The organism is Corynebacterium sp. HMSC08A12 (genome assembly GCF_001807485.1).
Lineage (GTDB): Bacteria > Actinomycetota > Actinomycetes > Mycobacteriales > Mycobacteriaceae > Corynebacterium > Corynebacterium evansiae.
This window is the reverse complement of the sequence record NZ_KV789183.1, coordinates 41,860-58,727: the sequence shown is the minus strand read 5'-3', so window position 1 is coordinate 58,727 and position 16,868 is coordinate 41,860. Positions and strand designations below refer to the sequence as shown.

Annotated in this window: 12 protein-coding genes; 9 read left to right on the top strand and 3 right to left on the bottom strand. The window is 63.0% G+C overall.

Annotated elements, in window-relative coordinates:
* Positions 1–14: 14 nt before the first annotated feature.
* Entirely contained in the window at positions 15–1,907 is a 1,893-nt protein-coding gene (locus HMPREF3166_RS06450) for a vWA domain-containing protein (RefSeq protein WP_141741140.1), read from the bottom strand.
* A gap of 112 nt (positions 1,908–2,019) precedes the next feature.
* A complete protein-coding gene (locus HMPREF3166_RS06445; RefSeq protein ID WP_070488282.1) occupies positions 2,020–4,005 on the bottom strand; it encodes a vWA domain-containing protein in 1,986 nt (661 codons plus the stop codon).
* A 213-nt stretch (positions 4,006–4,218) separates the two neighbouring features.
* On the opposite strand from HMPREF3166_RS06445, the gene HMPREF3166_RS06440 reads away from it, so the two are divergent.
* The 3 genes from HMPREF3166_RS06440 to ilvA all read left to right on the top strand — a co-directional run bounded on the left by HMPREF3166_RS06440 (position 4,219) and on the right by ilvA (position 8,665).
* Positions 4,219–4,893, top strand: coding sequence for a 3'-5' exonuclease (locus tag HMPREF3166_RS06440; RefSeq protein WP_049049745.1), 675 nt, complete (start codon positions 4,219–4,221; stop codon positions 4,891–4,893).
* 286 nt (positions 4,894–5,179) lie between these two features.
* Entirely contained in the window at positions 5,180–6,778 is a 1,599-nt protein-coding gene (locus tag HMPREF3166_RS06435) for a cation:dicarboxylate symporter family transporter (protein WP_246816954.1), read from the top strand.
* A 183-nt stretch (positions 6,779–6,961) separates the two neighbouring features.
* The gene (ilvA, locus tag HMPREF3166_RS06430; RefSeq protein WP_246816953.1) at positions 6,962–8,665 is read left to right on the top strand and encodes a threonine ammonia-lyase, biosynthetic; all 1,704 of its coding nucleotides are present in this window, start codon (positions 6,962–6,964) and stop codon (positions 8,663–8,665) included.
* Between the two features lie 58 nt (positions 8,666–8,723).
* Here the strand turns inward: ilvA and HMPREF3166_RS06425 are convergent, their stop codons facing one another.
* Positions 8,724–9,395, bottom strand: coding sequence for an ACT domain-containing protein (locus HMPREF3166_RS06425; RefSeq protein ID WP_070488281.1), 672 nt, complete (start codon positions 9,393–9,395; stop codon positions 8,724–8,726).
* A gap of 63 nt (positions 9,396–9,458) precedes the next feature.
* On the opposite strand from HMPREF3166_RS06425, the gene gatC reads away from it, so the two are divergent.
* From gatC to HMPREF3166_RS06395, 6 genes are all read left to right on the top strand, one after another.
* The gene (gene gatC, locus HMPREF3166_RS06420; protein WP_049049747.1) at positions 9,459–9,764 is read left to right on the top strand and encodes an Asp-tRNA(Asn)/Glu-tRNA(Gln) amidotransferase subunit GatC; all 306 of its coding nucleotides are present in this window, start codon (positions 9,459–9,461) and stop codon (positions 9,762–9,764) included.
* A 157-nt stretch (positions 9,765–9,921) separates the two neighbouring features.
* Positions 9,922–11,424 (top strand): Asp-tRNA(Asn)/Glu-tRNA(Gln) amidotransferase subunit GatA, encoded by a 1,503-nt coding sequence (gatA, locus tag HMPREF3166_RS06415; RefSeq protein ID WP_070488279.1) that lies wholly within the window; start codon positions 9,922–9,924, stop codon positions 11,422–11,424.
* Between the two features lie 219 nt (positions 11,425–11,643).
* On the top strand, positions 11,644–12,327 hold the full coding sequence (locus HMPREF3166_RS06410; RefSeq protein ID WP_239317677.1) for an NUDIX domain-containing protein: 684 nt from the start codon (positions 11,644–11,646) through the stop codon (positions 12,325–12,327).
* Complete coding sequence (locus tag HMPREF3166_RS06405; protein ID WP_070488277.1) at positions 12,327–13,793, top strand: DHA2 family efflux MFS transporter permease subunit; 1,467 nt, start codon at positions 12,327–12,329, stop codon at positions 13,791–13,793. The genes HMPREF3166_RS06410 and HMPREF3166_RS06405 overlap by 1 nt, the downstream gene beginning before the upstream one ends.
* A 121-nt stretch (positions 13,794–13,914) precedes the next feature.
* Positions 13,915–14,943, top strand: a complete 1,029-nt coding sequence (locus HMPREF3166_RS06400) for an ATP-dependent 6-phosphofructokinase (RefSeq protein ID WP_035003488.1) — start codon at positions 13,915–13,917, stop codon at positions 14,941–14,943.
* 312 nt (positions 14,944–15,255) lie between these two features.
* Positions 15,256–16,692, top strand: coding sequence for an HNH endonuclease signature motif containing protein (locus HMPREF3166_RS06395; RefSeq protein WP_070488275.1), 1,437 nt, complete (start codon positions 15,256–15,258; stop codon positions 16,690–16,692).
* The last annotated feature ends 176 nt before the right edge of the window (positions 16,693–16,868 follow it).

Sequence of the window (16,868 nt, the reverse complement as noted above, 5' to 3'; positions counted from 1 at the left end):
TACTTGCGGGGGATCTACTTGCGGCGGACGGTGGTGAAGTAGACGGCGCCGCCTGCGATCAGGACGATGGCCAGCAATCCCAGGCCGGCGTACATGATCGTTTGGCTTTGAGTGGCGTTGTCGATGTCCTTTGCCTGCGGGGCGGATCCGTCCGCGCCGGTGCTGCTTGGGGGTTCGGGGGAAGGAGCCGGACCAGGCTCGAGGGGTTGGCGCCACGCCGGCCCGTCAGCTCGCTCGCCTTCTACAGCGGCGGACAGGCGGAACTCGACTTCTTTGTTCGGCTTGCCGTTGTCGTTGTATCCCTCGAGGGAGACCACGAAGTACCACTGGCCGGCATCCGCTGTTCTCCAGTCCTGCTCGGCTCCTTCGCGGTTGAGGTAGTACACGTATGGCGTGTTGACAGCTTGAACGGTAACGGGAGCATTCTCTTCTAGCTCGTCCGACAAAGGTCTCGACGTAATCGCCCGGCGTGGGGATGCAATGTACAGATTCCCCCTGCGGGTGCGGGCTCCCGGTTCCTCGTTCTTGTCGAACTCGACTTCCGCGACGGGGCGCTGACCCCAGTCGACGTTCATGCGGTAGAACTTCATCTCGCCTGGGACGAGGGTGTCGGAGACCGTGCTTTTAGTGATTTCAGGTGCAGTGGCGTAGGACGTGCCACCGGGGGTTGGCTGCGGAGAAGTGTCGGGGATTTCGATTTTGTCCCCGTCTTCAGGGACCCCGCTGCCGTACTTTGGCCCGGCTTCGGACTCGCTAGCTATGGGTTCAAAACCGACGAGGATTTCGACCGGGAGTTCAGTGTCGTGTAAATCGCCAATGCCGGAAATCTTGATTCGATATTTCGTCGAGTCACATGACTGATCGGGAGTGATTGTGATGTTCTCTGCTGAAGGTGGGGCTGGCCAAATGTAATAGTCTTCGTAGGTCTCCCTATATTCACAAGAGTCGTTCCTGACCTCTGCTTCAGTGCCGTATTTGATCCAGTTGCCGCCCTCGAATCCTAATGGGATTGGGGTGATCGCGATCCGGCCTTGGGTGTTGTCCGGGACGCTGATGCTGAACCACTTCTCGTCGCCTTTTTCTTTTCCCTTGGGTGGAGAAGGCAGGCTGCTTTGGTAGAGGCCTTCGCCGAGGTAGAACCCGTTGTCGGGGTTGTCGGCTAATTGGACGGGCGTGCCCGAGGGCGTGCCGTAGTTCGGCACGCGCCCTTTCACGTCGATGAGTTCCACCAGGAGGTCTTGAATGTTATCGGCGTCGGAGTAGGTGCCGCCGGAGGCTTTGGCGATGCACTCGAGTTCCTTCTTTCCCTTGTCGTCGACGTCCACACCGATGGTGTGAATGCTCTCCATTGGATCATTGTATTTAGTCTCGGCGTATTCGCACGCAGGTGGATGCGGGCACGTGTCGATGCCAGAGGAAATGAGAACAATGCTGCGCTTTTTGCTGAAATCCATTTCCCTTTGGGCCTGCTTAAGGGCATTAGTGATCGGTGCATAGCCCTTGGGCTGTAGCTTTTTGATGTCACCTTCGAGGTCGGAAGCTTTGTTGTCCCCCAGAGGCGAAAGGGAAGTGATATCGAGGCAGCCACTGTTTTCGTTTTCGGGAGCTTTTGCTACCTCGGAGCCATATCCCAAGACCATGGTCTCGGACCTGTCGGCTACCGCTTTGGCTGTTTCGTTCGCAGCCTTTTTCGCCACGTCCATCCGGGTTTCGCTATCGCTTCCGCTGCTTTTCTCGGTCATGTGGCGTGAGGCGTCAACAATAATGGCGACCTGGCTATCGGTGCCGTCACCGCGGCGCTGGCCGGAACCGCCATGCTGGCCGACACTGTCCTTATCCTGCGCTTGTGCGTCGACCGCCAATGCCGGCAGAAGCGCAATCACCGTGAGGAAAGCCAGCAGCGCCATAGCGGCTCGCCGAGTTCGTGGCGGTTGAGTGGCGTGAGCCTTGGGCACCGAATGGGCGGGGAGCAAGGGGAATCAGCCCTTTCTAGTTCCGGACTTCGCGGAGGCTGAGCCGCTACTTGCGGCGGACGGCGGTGAAGTAGACCGCCACTGCTGCGATCAGAATGAGGATCAAGACTCCCAGGCCGATGTACAGGATCGTGTTGCTTTGGGAGGCGTTGTCGATGTCCTTGGCTTGGGCGTTGGACTCTTCGTCGTTGGAGTTGCCGTTGTTTTCCTGGCCGCCGTTGCCGTCGTCACTGGTTCCTGGTGCCTCGGGGGTGGGGGCCGGTCCGGGCTCTAGGATTTGACGCCACTCCGGTCCATCGACCTTGTTACCTTCCACCGCAGTGGACAGGCGGAACTCGATGTCCTTTGCTTGCTTTCCGTTGTCCTTGTAGCCATCGAGGGTGACCATGACATACCACTGACCGGCGTCCGAAGCTTCCTTATGCGCCACATTTTCTTCACGGTTGCGGTAGAAAACGTACGGCGTACCTACGGCACGTGCGGTGGTGGGGACATCCTTGTCGAGGGTCTGAATTGTCTGCTCAGACGTGACTTCGCGGCGCGGCGACGCGACGTAAATGTCACCGTTACGGGAACCATCCGTGTTCTTCTTGTCGAACTCAACTTCCGCGATGGGGCGCTGGCCCCAGTCGACATTCATGCGGTAGAACTTCGTCTCGCCGGGAACCAGGGTGTCGGACACAGTACCCGGGGAGATCTCGGTTGCCTGATTGTAGGACGTGCCGCCGGGGGTCGGCTTCGGAGTGGTGCTCGGCACCTTGACCTTATCCTTGTCCTTGCCCTTCGGAGTCTCCCGATCGTTTTCCGGGCCGGCATCGGCGCCGTCGACCTGAGGTGCGAACCCAACCATGATCTCAACCGGCAGGTCACGATCCAATTCGGTGCCGGAGTGGTTCAGCTTCACGCGATACTTCGTCGGATCGCAGTCCTCTTCAGGGTCGATAGTGACGGACTCCGCTTCCGGCGGGCCGGGCCAATTGGAGCTTCCGAAGTAGCCGGAGCCCTTGTCGCTGCAGCTATCGTTCTTGTATTCAACGTTGATGTTGTAGTAAATGTGGTCGCCACCCTCGAAGCCTACGGGAACCAGGTTTGCAGTTACCTGCGCCTTCTTGCCTTCGGGGACGCTGATGCTGAACCACTTGTCGTCGCCGTCTTCTCCGCTTTCTTGGTTAATGGGCAGGGTGCTTTGGTAGAGGCCTTCGCCGAGGTAGAACCCGTCGGTGGCGTTGTCGGCGAGTTGGACTGGGGTGCCTGCGGATTCGTAGTTGCCGGCGACGCGTTGGGCGGCGTCGGTGAGTGCTTCGGTGAGTGCTTCGGTGTCGTCTGCGGAGGTGTAGGTGCCGCCGGAGACGTCGGAGATGCATTCGAGTTCTTTTTGGGCTTTGTCGTCGACTTTGAATCCGACGGTGTGGATGGCTAGGTCGATGCCGTCGCCGGCGATGTCTTCGGCGACGTCGCAGACTGGTGGTGGGGCGCAGGTGTCGATGCCGTCGGAGACGAGGATGATGTTGCGCTTGCCGGAACTGCCGAGTTCCTCGGCGGCCTTTTTGATGGCGTTGCCGATGGGGGTGTAGCCCTTGGGTTCTAGTTCGTTGATTTTGTCCTTGAGGTCTTCGGGCTTGTTGTTGCCGAGGGAGGCGAGGGTGGTGATGTCTTGGCAGCCTTTGTCGCGGTTGTCCGGGGCGTTGGATTCTTCGGAGCCGTAGGCGATGACTGCGGTTTGGGCTGAATCGGCGAGGGTGTCGATGGTGTCGTTGGCTGCTTTTTTGGCGGCGTCCATGCGAGTGCCGCCGTCGCCGGTATCTTTTTCGGCCATGGAGTCGGAGGCGTCGAGGACGACGGCTACTTTGCTGTCGTCGTTATTCCCGCTGACTTGTTCGTCTCCGTTGTTGTTGTCGTCTTCGGCGTTGGCGTTGACGGCGAGGATGGGCAGGAGGGTGATGATGGTGAGGAAGGCGAGTAGCGCGAGGGTGAGGCGCCAGGGTTTTGTTTGTTTCGCTGTGGCCTTGGGGGCGTGGCTAGCGGGGTGCAAGGGGGATCAGCGCCTTTCTAAGTACTGCGAGGTTTTGTTTTACAAGGGTGGGACGCAACGCGGGCGCGTAATGTTCCCAGCGCGGAAAAAGTTCCCGATAAAAGAATTTTGTTGTGTAGAAAATACTAGGAAACAAAGCCCTGACCCGCATGAAGAACGTACTGTTTTGAACGATAACGAGGGGTGTCCGGGGGCGCCTATAAAGTAGTCAGCATGACTGCACCGCATTTTGACCCGGCACACATGCTGAGCTTCGACCTGGAAACCACTGGAGTAGACCCGAAGACCGCCCGCATCGTCACCAGCGCACTCGTGACCATCAAGGGGCGCGAGCGGAACGACATCGAGATGCTCGCCGATCCCGGCGTGGAGATTCCCCAGCAGGCCTCCGACGTCCACGGCATCACTACTGAATACGCCCGCGAGCACGGCCAGGATCATGGAGAAGTGCTCGCCAAAACCATCGAGGGGATCCGGGAGGCATGGCGCTCCGGCGCCACGCTGATCGTCTACAACGCCGCCTATGACCTCAGCGTTCTGCGCGCCTTGGAGCCTAGCTTCACTGTCGACGGCCCCGTATTCGATCCCTACGTGGTTGATAGGGCAAAGGATCAGTACCGCAAGGGCAAGCGCACCTTGGAAAGCGTGTGCCAGCACTACGGCGTGAATTTGGACAACGCCCACGAGGCGACGGCAGATGCGGTGGCTGCCGCCCGTGTGGCGTGGATGCTGGCGCGCAAGTATCCCGAGGTGACACAGATGTCAGCAGATGAACTGATGCTTTCGCAGGCCACGTGGTTCTACGAGTCCCAGAAGGGACTGCAAGAGTGGTTTCAGAAAAAAGGCAAGAACGTGCAGGTCAACACCGCGTGGCCACTCGCCGAATAGTTTTAAGAAAACCTATCGCAGCGCCCATTTGTTTCTTATCTCCCCCTAGGAGCAGAATAAAGGTGTAGAGGCTCTTCCCCTCTGCTGCTCACTGACGTTTTTATTGACGCCCACTGGGTCTCCAGCCGAGCTCGAAGGGAATTCACTGGCGCAGCAGGGGATGGGAGCCAACGCTTCCAGAAAGTAGATGCTTCAACAAGGCCGACCCCTGAAGAAGGCAGACGCCTGAAGAAGACAGCTGAATACAGAAAACATCTGAATACACCGAAATGGGGCACTAGGGATCATGGACGATAAAAGCAATCCCCAGGGCGCAGGGCACAATGGCGCTGAACTCAGCGGAGCTGGGCAACACTCAGCTGACGAGCGCTCAGCTGCACAACACACAAGTGGGCAGCACGGCTCTGAACAGCACTCGGCAGGACAAGCTCCAGCCGGACAGAGCTCCCAGGAGAAGCAGGCCGCTCCTGGTTACGCCGTCGCTTCTGCTCCGCAGATCGCGGAGTCTAAAAGGGAGAAGAAAGACAACACCCACTGGCTATACATCGGCGTGATCATCGCCGTGATCGCCGGCATCATCTTTGGCCTCGTGGCGCCAGATACAGCCAAGGGGTTTAAAGAGCTGGGCACCACCTATGTCAGCCTGATCAAGATGATCATCGCACCGGTGATCTTCTGCACGATCGTGCTGGGAATTGGCTCGGTGAGGTCTGCGGCGTCAGTAGGTAAAGCAGGCGGCCTGGCACTGACATACTTCGTTACGATGTCCACCTTCGCCCTCGCAGTGGGCCTGGTGGTTGGCAACATTCTCCAGCCGGGCGATGGCCTGAACCTGAGCACCGGCGGAAGCAACACCTTCGGCAACGGCGAAGAGCAGAAGGCCGAAGGCCTGGTGGGCTTTGTCCAGGGCATCGTCCCGGACACCTTCTTCGGCGCCTTTACCAGTGGCCAAATTCTGCAGGTGCTGTTCATCGCCCTGCTGGTGGGCTTCGCCACGCAGTCTATGGGCAAGGCCGGCGAGCCGATCCTCAGCTTCGTAGCCACGCTGCAGAAGCTGGTATTCAAGATCCTGTCCTGGATCCTGTGGCTTGCACCGATCGGCGCCTTCGGCGCCATGGCAGGTGTAGTCGGCGGCACGGGCATCAAGGCCGTTCTGCAGCTGGGCGTGCTGATCCTCGGCTTCTACATCACCTGTGTGATCTTCGTGTTCGGCATCCTGGGTCTGATCCTGCGGGTATTCACGGGGTTCAACATCTTCAAGCTGGTGAAGTACTTGGGCCGCGAGTACCTGCTGATCTTCGCCACCAGCTCCTCGGAGTCTGCACTGCCGAACCTGATGCGCAAGATGGAGCACATCGGTGTGGACAAGTCCACGGTCGGCATCGTCGTGCCGACGGGTTACTCCTTCAACCTGGACGGTACTGCCATCTACCTGACTATGGCCGCCATCTTCATCTCGGACGCCATGAACGTCCACATGGGACTCGGCGACCAGATCAGCCTGCTGGTGTTCATGATCATCGCCTCTAAGGGAGCGGCGGGCGTGTCCGGTGCGGGTATCGCCACGCTGGCCGCTGGCCTGCAGTCCCACCGCCCGGAGCTGTTGGGCGGCGTGGACATCATCGTCGGCATCGACCGCTTCATGTCCGAAGCTCGTGCGCTGACCAACTTCTCGGGTAACGCAGTGGCCACCCTGCTGGTCGGCAAGTGGACGCACACTGTCGACAAGGAGCAGGTCAAGCGCGTGCTGAACGGTGAAGATCCGTACGTGGATGCCGGGGACGACCACAACGTCGACCTCAAGTACCCGTCGGTGAAGAACCCCGCTACGGCACACCTGCAGCCCACCCCGCAGGTAAACCTGGACGATTACCGTCAGCAATAGCCCGGCGGGTGGCGGGATCGTGGCCCGGGCAAGCGCGCAGTGGCCGCTGGGCATGTCCGGCCGCTGACGGTGGCCGCCGGGCGGCGGCGGAGACCGCGGCCCGGTCAAGCGCGCAGTGGGCGCGGCGCGGCAGCGGGGGACTGCCGCGTAAGGGGGATCACCGGCAGGACTATACTGAAGCGCATGTCACACGAAGCTTCACGTCCCGTAAGCGAGGAGAACGCCCCGGCAGGGCAAGTCCCAAACACGGAAGAAAACGCCGGCACGGAGACCACCGCAGCTGCAACCACCGCCGGTGCTGGAACCACGTTTGGTGCAGGAGCCACCGCCGGTGCTGATTCCACCGCAGGCACGGAGGCCATCTCCGGCGCGGAATATCTGAAGAAGATCGTCTCCGCCCCCGTCTACCGCGTGGCCACGAACACGCCACTCGAAAACATGGAAACGCTGTCCAAGCGCATCGGCAACGAAGTGTTGGTCAAGCGCGAAGACCTGCAGCCCGTGCACAGCTTCAAGATCCGCGGCGCGTTCAACCGCATGTCCCAGCTCACGGACGACGAGCGCGCCCGCGGAGTCGTCGCCGCCTCCGCCGGCAACCACGCCCAGGGCGTAGCGCTCTCCGGCACGGAACTCGGCGTCCGTACCGTCATCGTCATGCCGGAAGTGACACCCAGCATCAAAATCGACGCCGTCCGCAGCTTCGGCGGGGAAGTGCTGCTGCACGGCGCAAACTTCGACGAAGCCAAAGCCAAGGCCATGGAACTCTCCGAGGTTGAGGGAATGGTGTGGGTCGCCCCCTTCGACGACGAAGCCGTCATCGCCGGCCAAGGCACCGCCGGGCTGGAAATCTTCCAATCCCGCCCCGACGTAGACCGCGTCTTCGTGCAGGTCGGCGGCGGCGGACTGGCCGCCGGAATCTCCGTGCTTCTCAAAGAACTAGACCCCAACATCCAGGTCATCGGCGTGGAGCCCGAAGAATCCGCCTGCCTCACTCATGCGCTCGCCGCCGGGCACCCCGTGGCCCTCGACCACGTCAGCCTCTTCGCAGAAGGCGTGGCCGTCAAGCAGATCGGCAGCGAAACCTTCCGAGTCTGCCGCGAGTACCTCGACGACGTCATCACCGTCAGCTCCGACGAGATCAGTGCCGCCATCAAGGACATCTTCGACGACACACGCGCCATCGCCGAGCCAGCCGGCGCTGTCGCCCTGGCAGGCTTGAAGCGCTACGCCGCCACCCACCAGGTCGAAGGGGAGACCCTGGCACACGTACTGTCCGGCGCGAACGTGAACTTCCACTCCCTGCGCTATGTCTCCGAACGCGCGGAGATCGGCGAGGGCGGCGAAGGTATTTTCGGCGTGAGCATCCCCGAGCGCGAGGGAGCCTTCCTCGAATTCTGCAAAATCCTCGGCCACCGCGCCGTCACAGAATTCAGCTACCGAGTCGGCCAGCGCGACGGGGAGAAGCCCGCCCGCATTTTCGTGGGCGTCAAGCTCAAAAACGGCGAAGACGAGCGCAAGGCCATCGCCGAAGACCTCCACGAGGCAGGCTACGGCGTGGTCGACCTGTCCGACGACGACGTGGCCAAGGAGCACGTCCGCTACATGATCGGTGGCACCCCCGGCCAGCACGTCGACGAAACCGCCTACAGCTTCGAATTCCCCGAAAACCCGGGAGCCCTGCTGCACTTCCTGGAAGTCCTGGGAACCCGCTGGAACATCACCGGTTTCCACTACCGCAGCTTCGGCATGGACCACGGCCGCGTGCTGGCGGCGTTCGAGGACGTCTCCGGCGACGCAGAATTCCAGGAGCACCTGCAGCAGCTCGGCTACCACGCCACGGACGTGACAGACAGCCCGGCCTACGACTTCTTCATCAGCGCCGAGTAGCTGGGCGCCTAAGTATGCGGCGCACCGGCACGCGGGTGGTACGCCGACGTGTGCAGCGTTAGCTGAAGAATGCGCCGAAGATCGCTCCGAGCTGGCGCAAATGCTCAACTTCACTGAGCAGGAAGTCCGGCCCGCCCGGACGCCCGATGATAAGCAGCAGGCTCGTGCCCTCGATCGGCGTGCCCGCCAGCGCGGAATCCATGACCGCCCAGTTCTCGGGGATCCAATCCTCGCGTTCTGGGTTCAGCACGCGCGCCTCGTCCAACGGCGGGTGATCCAGCTCCTTGCCGTTGTCTTCCGGCGCGGCAGGGGAAGCCGCCACCCGGTGAGTCCGCGGCATCGTATCCAGTACGACCGCCCAGCCTGCCGTCATGGAGCGCGGCAGGTCCTGCATCATGATCTCTAGCGCCTTTTCTTTGTGACGCCGCTTCTCCGCCACCCCGGACAGCATCTGAATCTGGCCACGTCGGTCGATAGAACCTGTAAAGGGGCGAATCGAGTCGACGTAGAAACCGTCGAGCTCCTGTGTGGCCGTGATCAGGCTGTCGGGCAGATGCCCAGACGGCAGGGAGACGACAATGTCGTCCATAACGAAGTCGGGCTCATCCTGCTCTGGGCGTCCGACGATGTCCACACCGCGAATGTCACCGCCGACAGTCCCCAGCGCCATGGCCAGCAGGCCGAGGGAGCCGGGGGTATCGGGCATACGCACACGCATAAGGAAAGACATGGCACCGATACTAGCGCCACCTGAAGTCCACGGGGGCTACTTGCCTTGGCTAGAGTAGAACCCATGTCTGAGATTTCGCGCGAAGATGTTGCCCACCTGGCCCGCCTGGCTCGCCTGGACCTGGGGGAGCAGGAATTGGATGAATACGCAGTTCAGATCGACGGAATCGTCGATCACGTGGCCGCGATCAGGAAGGTAGACACCGAAGGTGTTGAGCCGCTGAGCCACCCCACTCAGAACGTTGACGGCGATGTCGCCGTGATGCGTGAGGATGTGGTCGTTCCGAGCCTCACCGCAGAGCAGGCTCTGGATCAGGCGCCGAAGCAGAGCGAGCAGCGCTTTGAGGTGCCGCAGATCCTCGCGGACTAGTACAGCCGCTGAGGAACGCTAGCGTCACTGGGGCTGCTGCACAGTTGCCGCGGGTGGCGTCACAAAGCTAAAAGACCGCTAGAGCAACGAACGTTTAGAACTCCAAGCTTTAAAGAACTAAAGAACTTAAAGAACCAAAGGAACTGTAGGAACACTCATGGCTGAGAACAAGTACATCGTCGGTTCCCGGGACGACTCGGACTACACCACCTGGACCGCCGCGGAACTGGCGGAGAAGATCCACGCGCGCGAGATCAGCTCCCAGGAAGTTACGCAGGCCCACCTGGACCGCATCGGCGAGATCGACGGCGACATCCACGCATTCCTGCACGTTGGCGCCGACGAGGCGCTGGCGGCGGCCTCCAACGTTGACGACGCACTGGCCGCCGGCGATCAGCCGACCAGCAAGCTGGCCGGCGTGCCGCTGGCGCTGAAGGACGTCTTCACCACCACCGACGCGCCGACCACGTGTGCCTCCAAGATGCTGGAGGGTTACATGAGCCCCTACGACGCGACCGTCACCATGCGTCTGCGCGCCGCTGGCATCCCGATCCTGGGCAAGACGAACATGGACGAGTTCGCCATGGGCTCCTCCACCGAGAACTCCGCCTACGGCCCGACGAAGAACCCCTACGACCTGGAGCGCACGCCAGGCGGCTCCGGCGGTGGCTCCTCTGCAGCGCTGGCCGCCGGCATGGTTCCGCTGGCCATCGGCACGGACACGGGTGGCTCCATCCGCCAGCCCGCCGCGCTGACCAACACCGTCGGCGTGAAGCCGACCTACGGCACTGTTTCCCGTTACGGCCTGGTGGCCTGCGCCTCCTCGCTGGACCAGGGTGGCCCGACGGCGCGCACGGTCCTGGATACCGCGCTGCTGCACGAGGTTATTGCGGGGCATGACGCCAACGACTCGACCTCCTCCTCCCACGCCGTCGCGCCGGTTGTCGAGGCGGCGAAACAGGGCGCCTCTGGAGACTTGAGCGGCGTGAAGCTGGGTGTGGTTAAGCAGTTCGAGCGGGCCGAGGCCTTCCAGCCGGGCGTGCTGGAGACCTACCACGCCAACCTGGAGCAGCTGAAGTCCCAGGGCGCTGAGCTGGTGGAGGTCGACTGCCCGAACTTCGACCACGCGCTGAACGCCTACTACCTGATTCTGCCCTGTGAGGTCAGCTCCAACCTGGCCCGCTTTGACGGCATGCGCTACGGCCAGCGCCGCGGAGACAACGGCTCCCGTTCCGCCGACCAGGTGATGAGCCTGACCCGCGCCGAAGGCTTCGGCCCGGAGGTTAAGCGCCGTATCATGCTGGGCACCTACGCCCTGTCCGTCGGCTACTACGACGCCTACTACTTGCAGGCTCAGCGCGTGCGCAACCTGATCTCTCAGGACTTCGCCAAGGCCTACGAGCAGGTCGACGCGATCGTCGCGCCAGTGACGCCGTCCACCGCCTTCAAGCTGGGCGAGAAGGTCGACGACCCGCTGGCAATGTACATGTTTGACCTGTTCACCCTGCCGCTGAACCTGGCTGGCGTGTGCGGCATGTCCGTGCCGGGTGGCTTCGCTAGCGACTCCGGCCTGCCGACCGGCCTGCAGATCATGGGGCCGGCGCACGGCGACGACCGCCTGTACCGCGTCGGCGCGGCCTTCGAAGCCGGCCGCGACTAATCGGCCACACATAGCTGGCTGACCCTGAACTGGCGGGGTAGGGGAGCCCCTCGGCCGGCTCACCCGCAGCCGGTCTGGCGTCCCCAGAGTTGGCGGGCAAGGCGGTCGGTCTGGCCTTGCGGTTACCCAGCCGCATAGTTTTGCCGAGGTCGGGGCGCTGAAATGTTCAGGCCCGGGCGGCCGGCGGCGGAGGCCGGGGATCCGCGTATGGTGGGGGACATGGGTAAGATTCCCGAACTTTACACAGGCGACGGTTTCGTCGAAGACCCCGACGGGTCCCGACGCTGGGGAGTCCTCGGCGCGGCAGGACTGTTCCTCGTCACCGACGACCGCCACGTCCTGATGCAGCACCGCGCCAAGTGGACCAACCGCGGCGGCACCTGGGCTCTGCCCGGCGGCGCCATCGACGTCGGCGAATCACCCACCGACGGCGCCCTCCGCGAAACGTGGGAAGAGACGGGCGTGGGGGCGTCATCGGTAAAGGTACACCGAGAAATCGTCACCTCCACCGTGCCCGTCAAGGTTGCGTACTGTCGCCTGCCCGTCCGCGACGACGAATGGCACCTTTTCGCCGACATCGAGACAATGGTCGAACGCAGCGGAGACCCCCGCAAGGCCCTGCAGGATTTCCCCGTCCGACACCCTAGCCTCGACGCCTCGCTGAACGCCCACGGAATCTTCGGACTCGGCGGCACATTCTGGTGGCAATACGAGAACCCAGAAATCAACGAGTGGACGTACACCACCGTCCTGGCCACCTGCTCCGAACACCTGGAACTGCACCCGACAGCTGAATCGCTGGAGCTACTGTGGCAGCCCATCGACCAGCTCGAAGAATTGCCGCTGATGCCGGAGTTTAAGGCCAGTTTGCCCGCCATCCGGGCGGCAGTAGACTCCCTCTAATGAATTCAGCTCAGCCCCAGAGCCGTGCGCAAATGCGCCGGCAGAGCCAGCAGGGCCGTCGGGATCAGCTGAGCGACGGGCGTTACCTCGCGCTGCCGCTCCCGCTGCCGCAGGCATGGCGCGCCCTCGTGGCGCTGTGCATCGGCTTTTTCATGATCCTGCTGGATCAAACGATCGTCGCCGTCGCCACGCCCGCATTCCAAGCCGACCTGCACGCCGATTACGGCCAAGTGCTGTGGGTCACCAGCGCCTACCTGCTGGCGTTCGCGGTGCCGCTGATGGTTACCGGCCGGCTCGGCGACCGCTTCGGCCCGAAGAATCTCTACATCGCGGGAATGACGATCTTCACGCTCTCGTCGCTTGCCTGCGGACTGGCCGGCAGCATCGAAACGCTGATCGCCGCCCGCGCCGTGCAAGGTATTGGCGGATCTTTATTGACGCCCCAGACCATGAGCGTGATCAACCGCATCTTCCCGCGCGACAAGCGCGGGGCAGCACTGGGCATCTGGGGTGCCACGGCGGGAATCTCCACGCTCGCTGGGCCACTGCTCGGAGGCCTCATCACCCAATACGCAACCTGGCAGTGGGTGTTCTTCATCAACGTACCCATCGGTGTGCTATCCGTGGTGATGGTCGCCCGCTGGGTACCGCGGTTCCAGCCGACCGAGGAACGCATCAACGTGCCGTCGATCCTGCTTTCCATGGTGGCGATGACGATGGTGATCTACGGCATCCAAGAAGGCGACCCCGCCGGGTGGGCGCCGTGGATTTGGGTACTGCTGTTCGGAGGCGTGGCGCTGCTGGTGGCCTTCGTCTGGCTGCAATCCCGCCTGCCCGCAGGCAGCGCGCTCGTGCCGATTGCGCTGTTCGCACGCCGCCATTTCGCATTCGGCAACGCATCCATCTTCACCATGGGCTTCACCGTCGCCGGCATGATGGTGCCAGTGATGATGTACCTGCAGGAAGTCCACCTCTTCAGCCCGATGAAAGCCTCCTTCGTAGTGACGCCCATGGCCATCATCGCTGGAATTATGGCGCCGTTCGTCGGCCGGCTGGTCGACCGCTACGAACCCAGGCGCTTCGCTGTCCTCGGGTTCTGCCTGATGGCTGTAGGCGTGGCCGCGCTGGTGTTCTCCATGCGGCCAGAGCGGCCATTGTGGATGATGATCGGGGCGTTCGTGATCCTCGGATTCGGAAACTCCTTCGTCTGGGCTCCGAACTCCACCACCACCCTGCGCGACCTGCCGCCCCAGTTCGCCGGCGCCGGCTCTGGAATGTACAACGCCACCCGCCAACTCGGCGCCGTCACCGGAGCCGCCGTTATCGCCGCCGTCGTCCAAGCGCGCGTCAGCGCCGTCGGCCCCCAGGCCTTCGGCGACTCCCTGCTGCCCGCGGTGATCATGCTGATGCTAGGCGCAGTGGCCTCCGCCATGGCTCGGCCACAGGGCAGCCGCGGAGACGAGTAGGCGTCAATAATAAAGACAAAAAGACCGGAAAAAAGACCAGTAGAGACCAGCAAAACCCCCGAAACCGTCGCGAAATAATCCCGTCCGGCAGATCCCGCGGGGTATCGCTAAACTTTAAAACATGCGTATTGCGACCTTGACCAGTGGTGGAGACTGCCCAGGATTGAACGCCGTCATCCGAGGCATCGTGCGGACGGCGGCCGGGGAAGGCCATACCGTCGTCGGATTTGAAGACGGCTGGCAGGGACTGCTGGAAGACCGCCGCGTGCAACTGTACGACGACGACTTCATCGACCGGATCCTGCGCCGCGGAGGCACCATCCTCGGCACCGGACGCCTACACCCCGACGACTTCATGGCCGGCATCGACCGCGTCAAAGCCAACCTCGCGGATGCAGGCATCGACGCCCTGATCCCAATCGGCGGCGAAGGCACCCTTAAGGGCGCGCGCTTCCTGCACGACAACGGCGTGCCGGTTGTCGGCGTGCCGAAGACCATTGACAATGACGTCAACGGAACCGACTACACCTTCGGCTTTGACACCGCCGTCGCCGTCGCCACCGACGCTATCGATCGCCTGCACACCACCGCCGAATCGCACGACCGCGTGATGATCGTGGAAGTCATGGGCCGCCACGTCGGTTGGATCGCTCTACACGCGGGCATGGCCGGCGGCGCGCACGAAATCCTGATCCCGGAGTTCCCGTTCGACATCGACGATGTCTGCCGCCGGATGGCCCGCCGATTCCAGCTGGGGGAGAAGTACGGCATCATCGTCGTTGCCGAAGGCGCACTGCCGAAGGAAGGGACCCTGGATGTTGCCGAACGCGAAGTGGACCAGTTCGGCCACGAGAAATTCCAAGACATGTCCGCGCTGATTGCCAAGGAGATCGAAAACCGCCTGGACACCGACGTGCGTTCCACCGTGCTGGGGCACATCCAGCGCGGCGGAACTCCCACGGCGTTTGACCGCGTGCTGGCAACTCGCTTTGCCGTGAATGCCACCAAGGCCGCCATCCGGGGAGAGTTCGGCAAGGTCGTTGCACTGAAGGGCGGCAGCATCGAGCTGATCGACTTTGAAGAGGCCGTCGGCACGCTGAAGGAAGTTCCTGAGAGGCGCTACGAAACGGCGCGCTCGCTGTTCGGCTAGCGGACGCCGCGGACGCCGAGGGCGCCGCGGACGCCGTGAGGCGGCGCAGCAAAGGTGCAGGGCGGCGGAGGCGCGCGAGCAGCCTGGCGCGGCGTAATGGCGAGAGAGCCAAGCGCCACAGGCAGGGCGCGCTGTGTGGCTGACGTTAAGCCAGCGCCGGGCGGTGCTGAAATGCGGTACAGCATGCCTGGCGGAGAATTGTCAAGAGGGAATTGAAAAGCCTGTGGAGAACGCTTGCGAAGAGGGCGAGTTATCCACAGGTGGTCGCGTGGGGCGGGGCAGAAATTTTGCGCATGGTTTAGCGTTCGGGGCATGGAAAAGTTGCAGCAGCTCGCGGAGCTCAAGCGTCAAGTGGCGGACGCGCAGCGCCACGGCGTGGAGCTGCTGACAGAAGCCATGGGCAAGCCCGCCGAGCAGCTGCCGCTGGAACGCGAGTATGCGCGGAGCGTGGCGCGGGCCGCGGAACACTTCTCCGGGGCGGCGTACTCGCGCTATAAAAAGCGGGCGCTGGGAGCCGCCCAGCGCAACGGACATGGGCTGGATGTGCTGATACTGATCGCCGAGCGAGCACGGACGCTGGGGATCAAACAGCGTTACGTGTTTACCGAAGCGCTATGCAATACCGCTGGAGATTATGCGGCCATTTCGCGCCGGGCGACGCAACTGCGGCGCGAAATGCAGGGGCCGCGGGTGCCCGACGACGGAGGACGCCGGATCATGCACGGCACGAAGACCACCATCCAGTTCACGGGGCCGTCGCACCGCATGTCGGAGATTTGGGAGTCCGCACGCCTGGATCCACTGGCGTGGCTCACGGAGAATCGAACCATTCAACGCAGCACGCTGACCACCAATGTCGTGGTCAGCCTGGATGACTACATTCAGGTACTCAGCGGCCAAGGGGATGAGATTGAGCTGCGGGCCACCAACGGTGCCGTCTTCACCGGGGCGGAATACGTCGCCCGCCGTTTAGAAGACGCTGTGTTTCCCCGCCAGCTATCCACGCCAATTGCCGACGCTTCAATCGCCGACGCGGCCGGGGCAGATAGCACCTCGGCAGGCTCGGCCGGGGTGGCAGGCAGCACATCGGCAGGCACGGCCGGCGCGCAGGGCGCGGCCGGTGCGGCCGCTACGGCGGAGGCAGCTGGTGCGGCCGAGGTAGCAGGCGTGGCCGGTGTGCCCACTATGGCGGGGCCGGCGCTTAATGCGAGTCCAGCCGACGCGGCCCGCGCGGAGGGCGCGGCCGGTGCGGCCGCTACGGCGGAAGCGGCGCTTACTGCGAGTTCAGTCGGTGTGGCAGTTGTTGCGGAGGCGGCCGGGGCGGCAGGCGTGATGCTGAATGATGGAGATTGCATCACGCTGATAGCCCCGGAGCGAGGACCGGTGAATTTGTACAGGGTGAAGCGGTTGGCGTCATCAAAACAGCGCCGAATGCTGGAAGCCGAAACGACGCGGTGCGCCTGGCCGGGATGTGGGCGTCCGGCGAGTGAATGCCAAGTTCACCACCTGCAGGAATTTGCGAAAGGCGGAGAAACAAACCCCGAGAACATGACGCTTTTGTGTCCGTATCACAATGGCGTGAACGGGCAACGCGGCCGCGGGCGGATGGCGCGCGAAGGCGGGCGCGTCACCTGGCTGCCGCCGGGGGCGCCGGGACACGGGGAACCGCCGGGGGCGCCGGGACACGGGGAACCGCTCAGGCGCGCGACCGCCCTGGGAGACGTTGAAATGGCTGACGAAGGACCGTAGGTGGACATTGGCGCGCTGAAATGCGAGAGAGGTGCGCGGAGGTGCGGCTGCGTTGACGTGCTGCTGCGTTGGCGCGGTGGCGGTGCGGACGCGTTGGGAGCTGCCGGGCACCCAAAGGCAGGGCGTGGCGGGCGCGCGGCGTGAGCGGGCGGCCGCAGGCGCGAGGCATGAGCGGG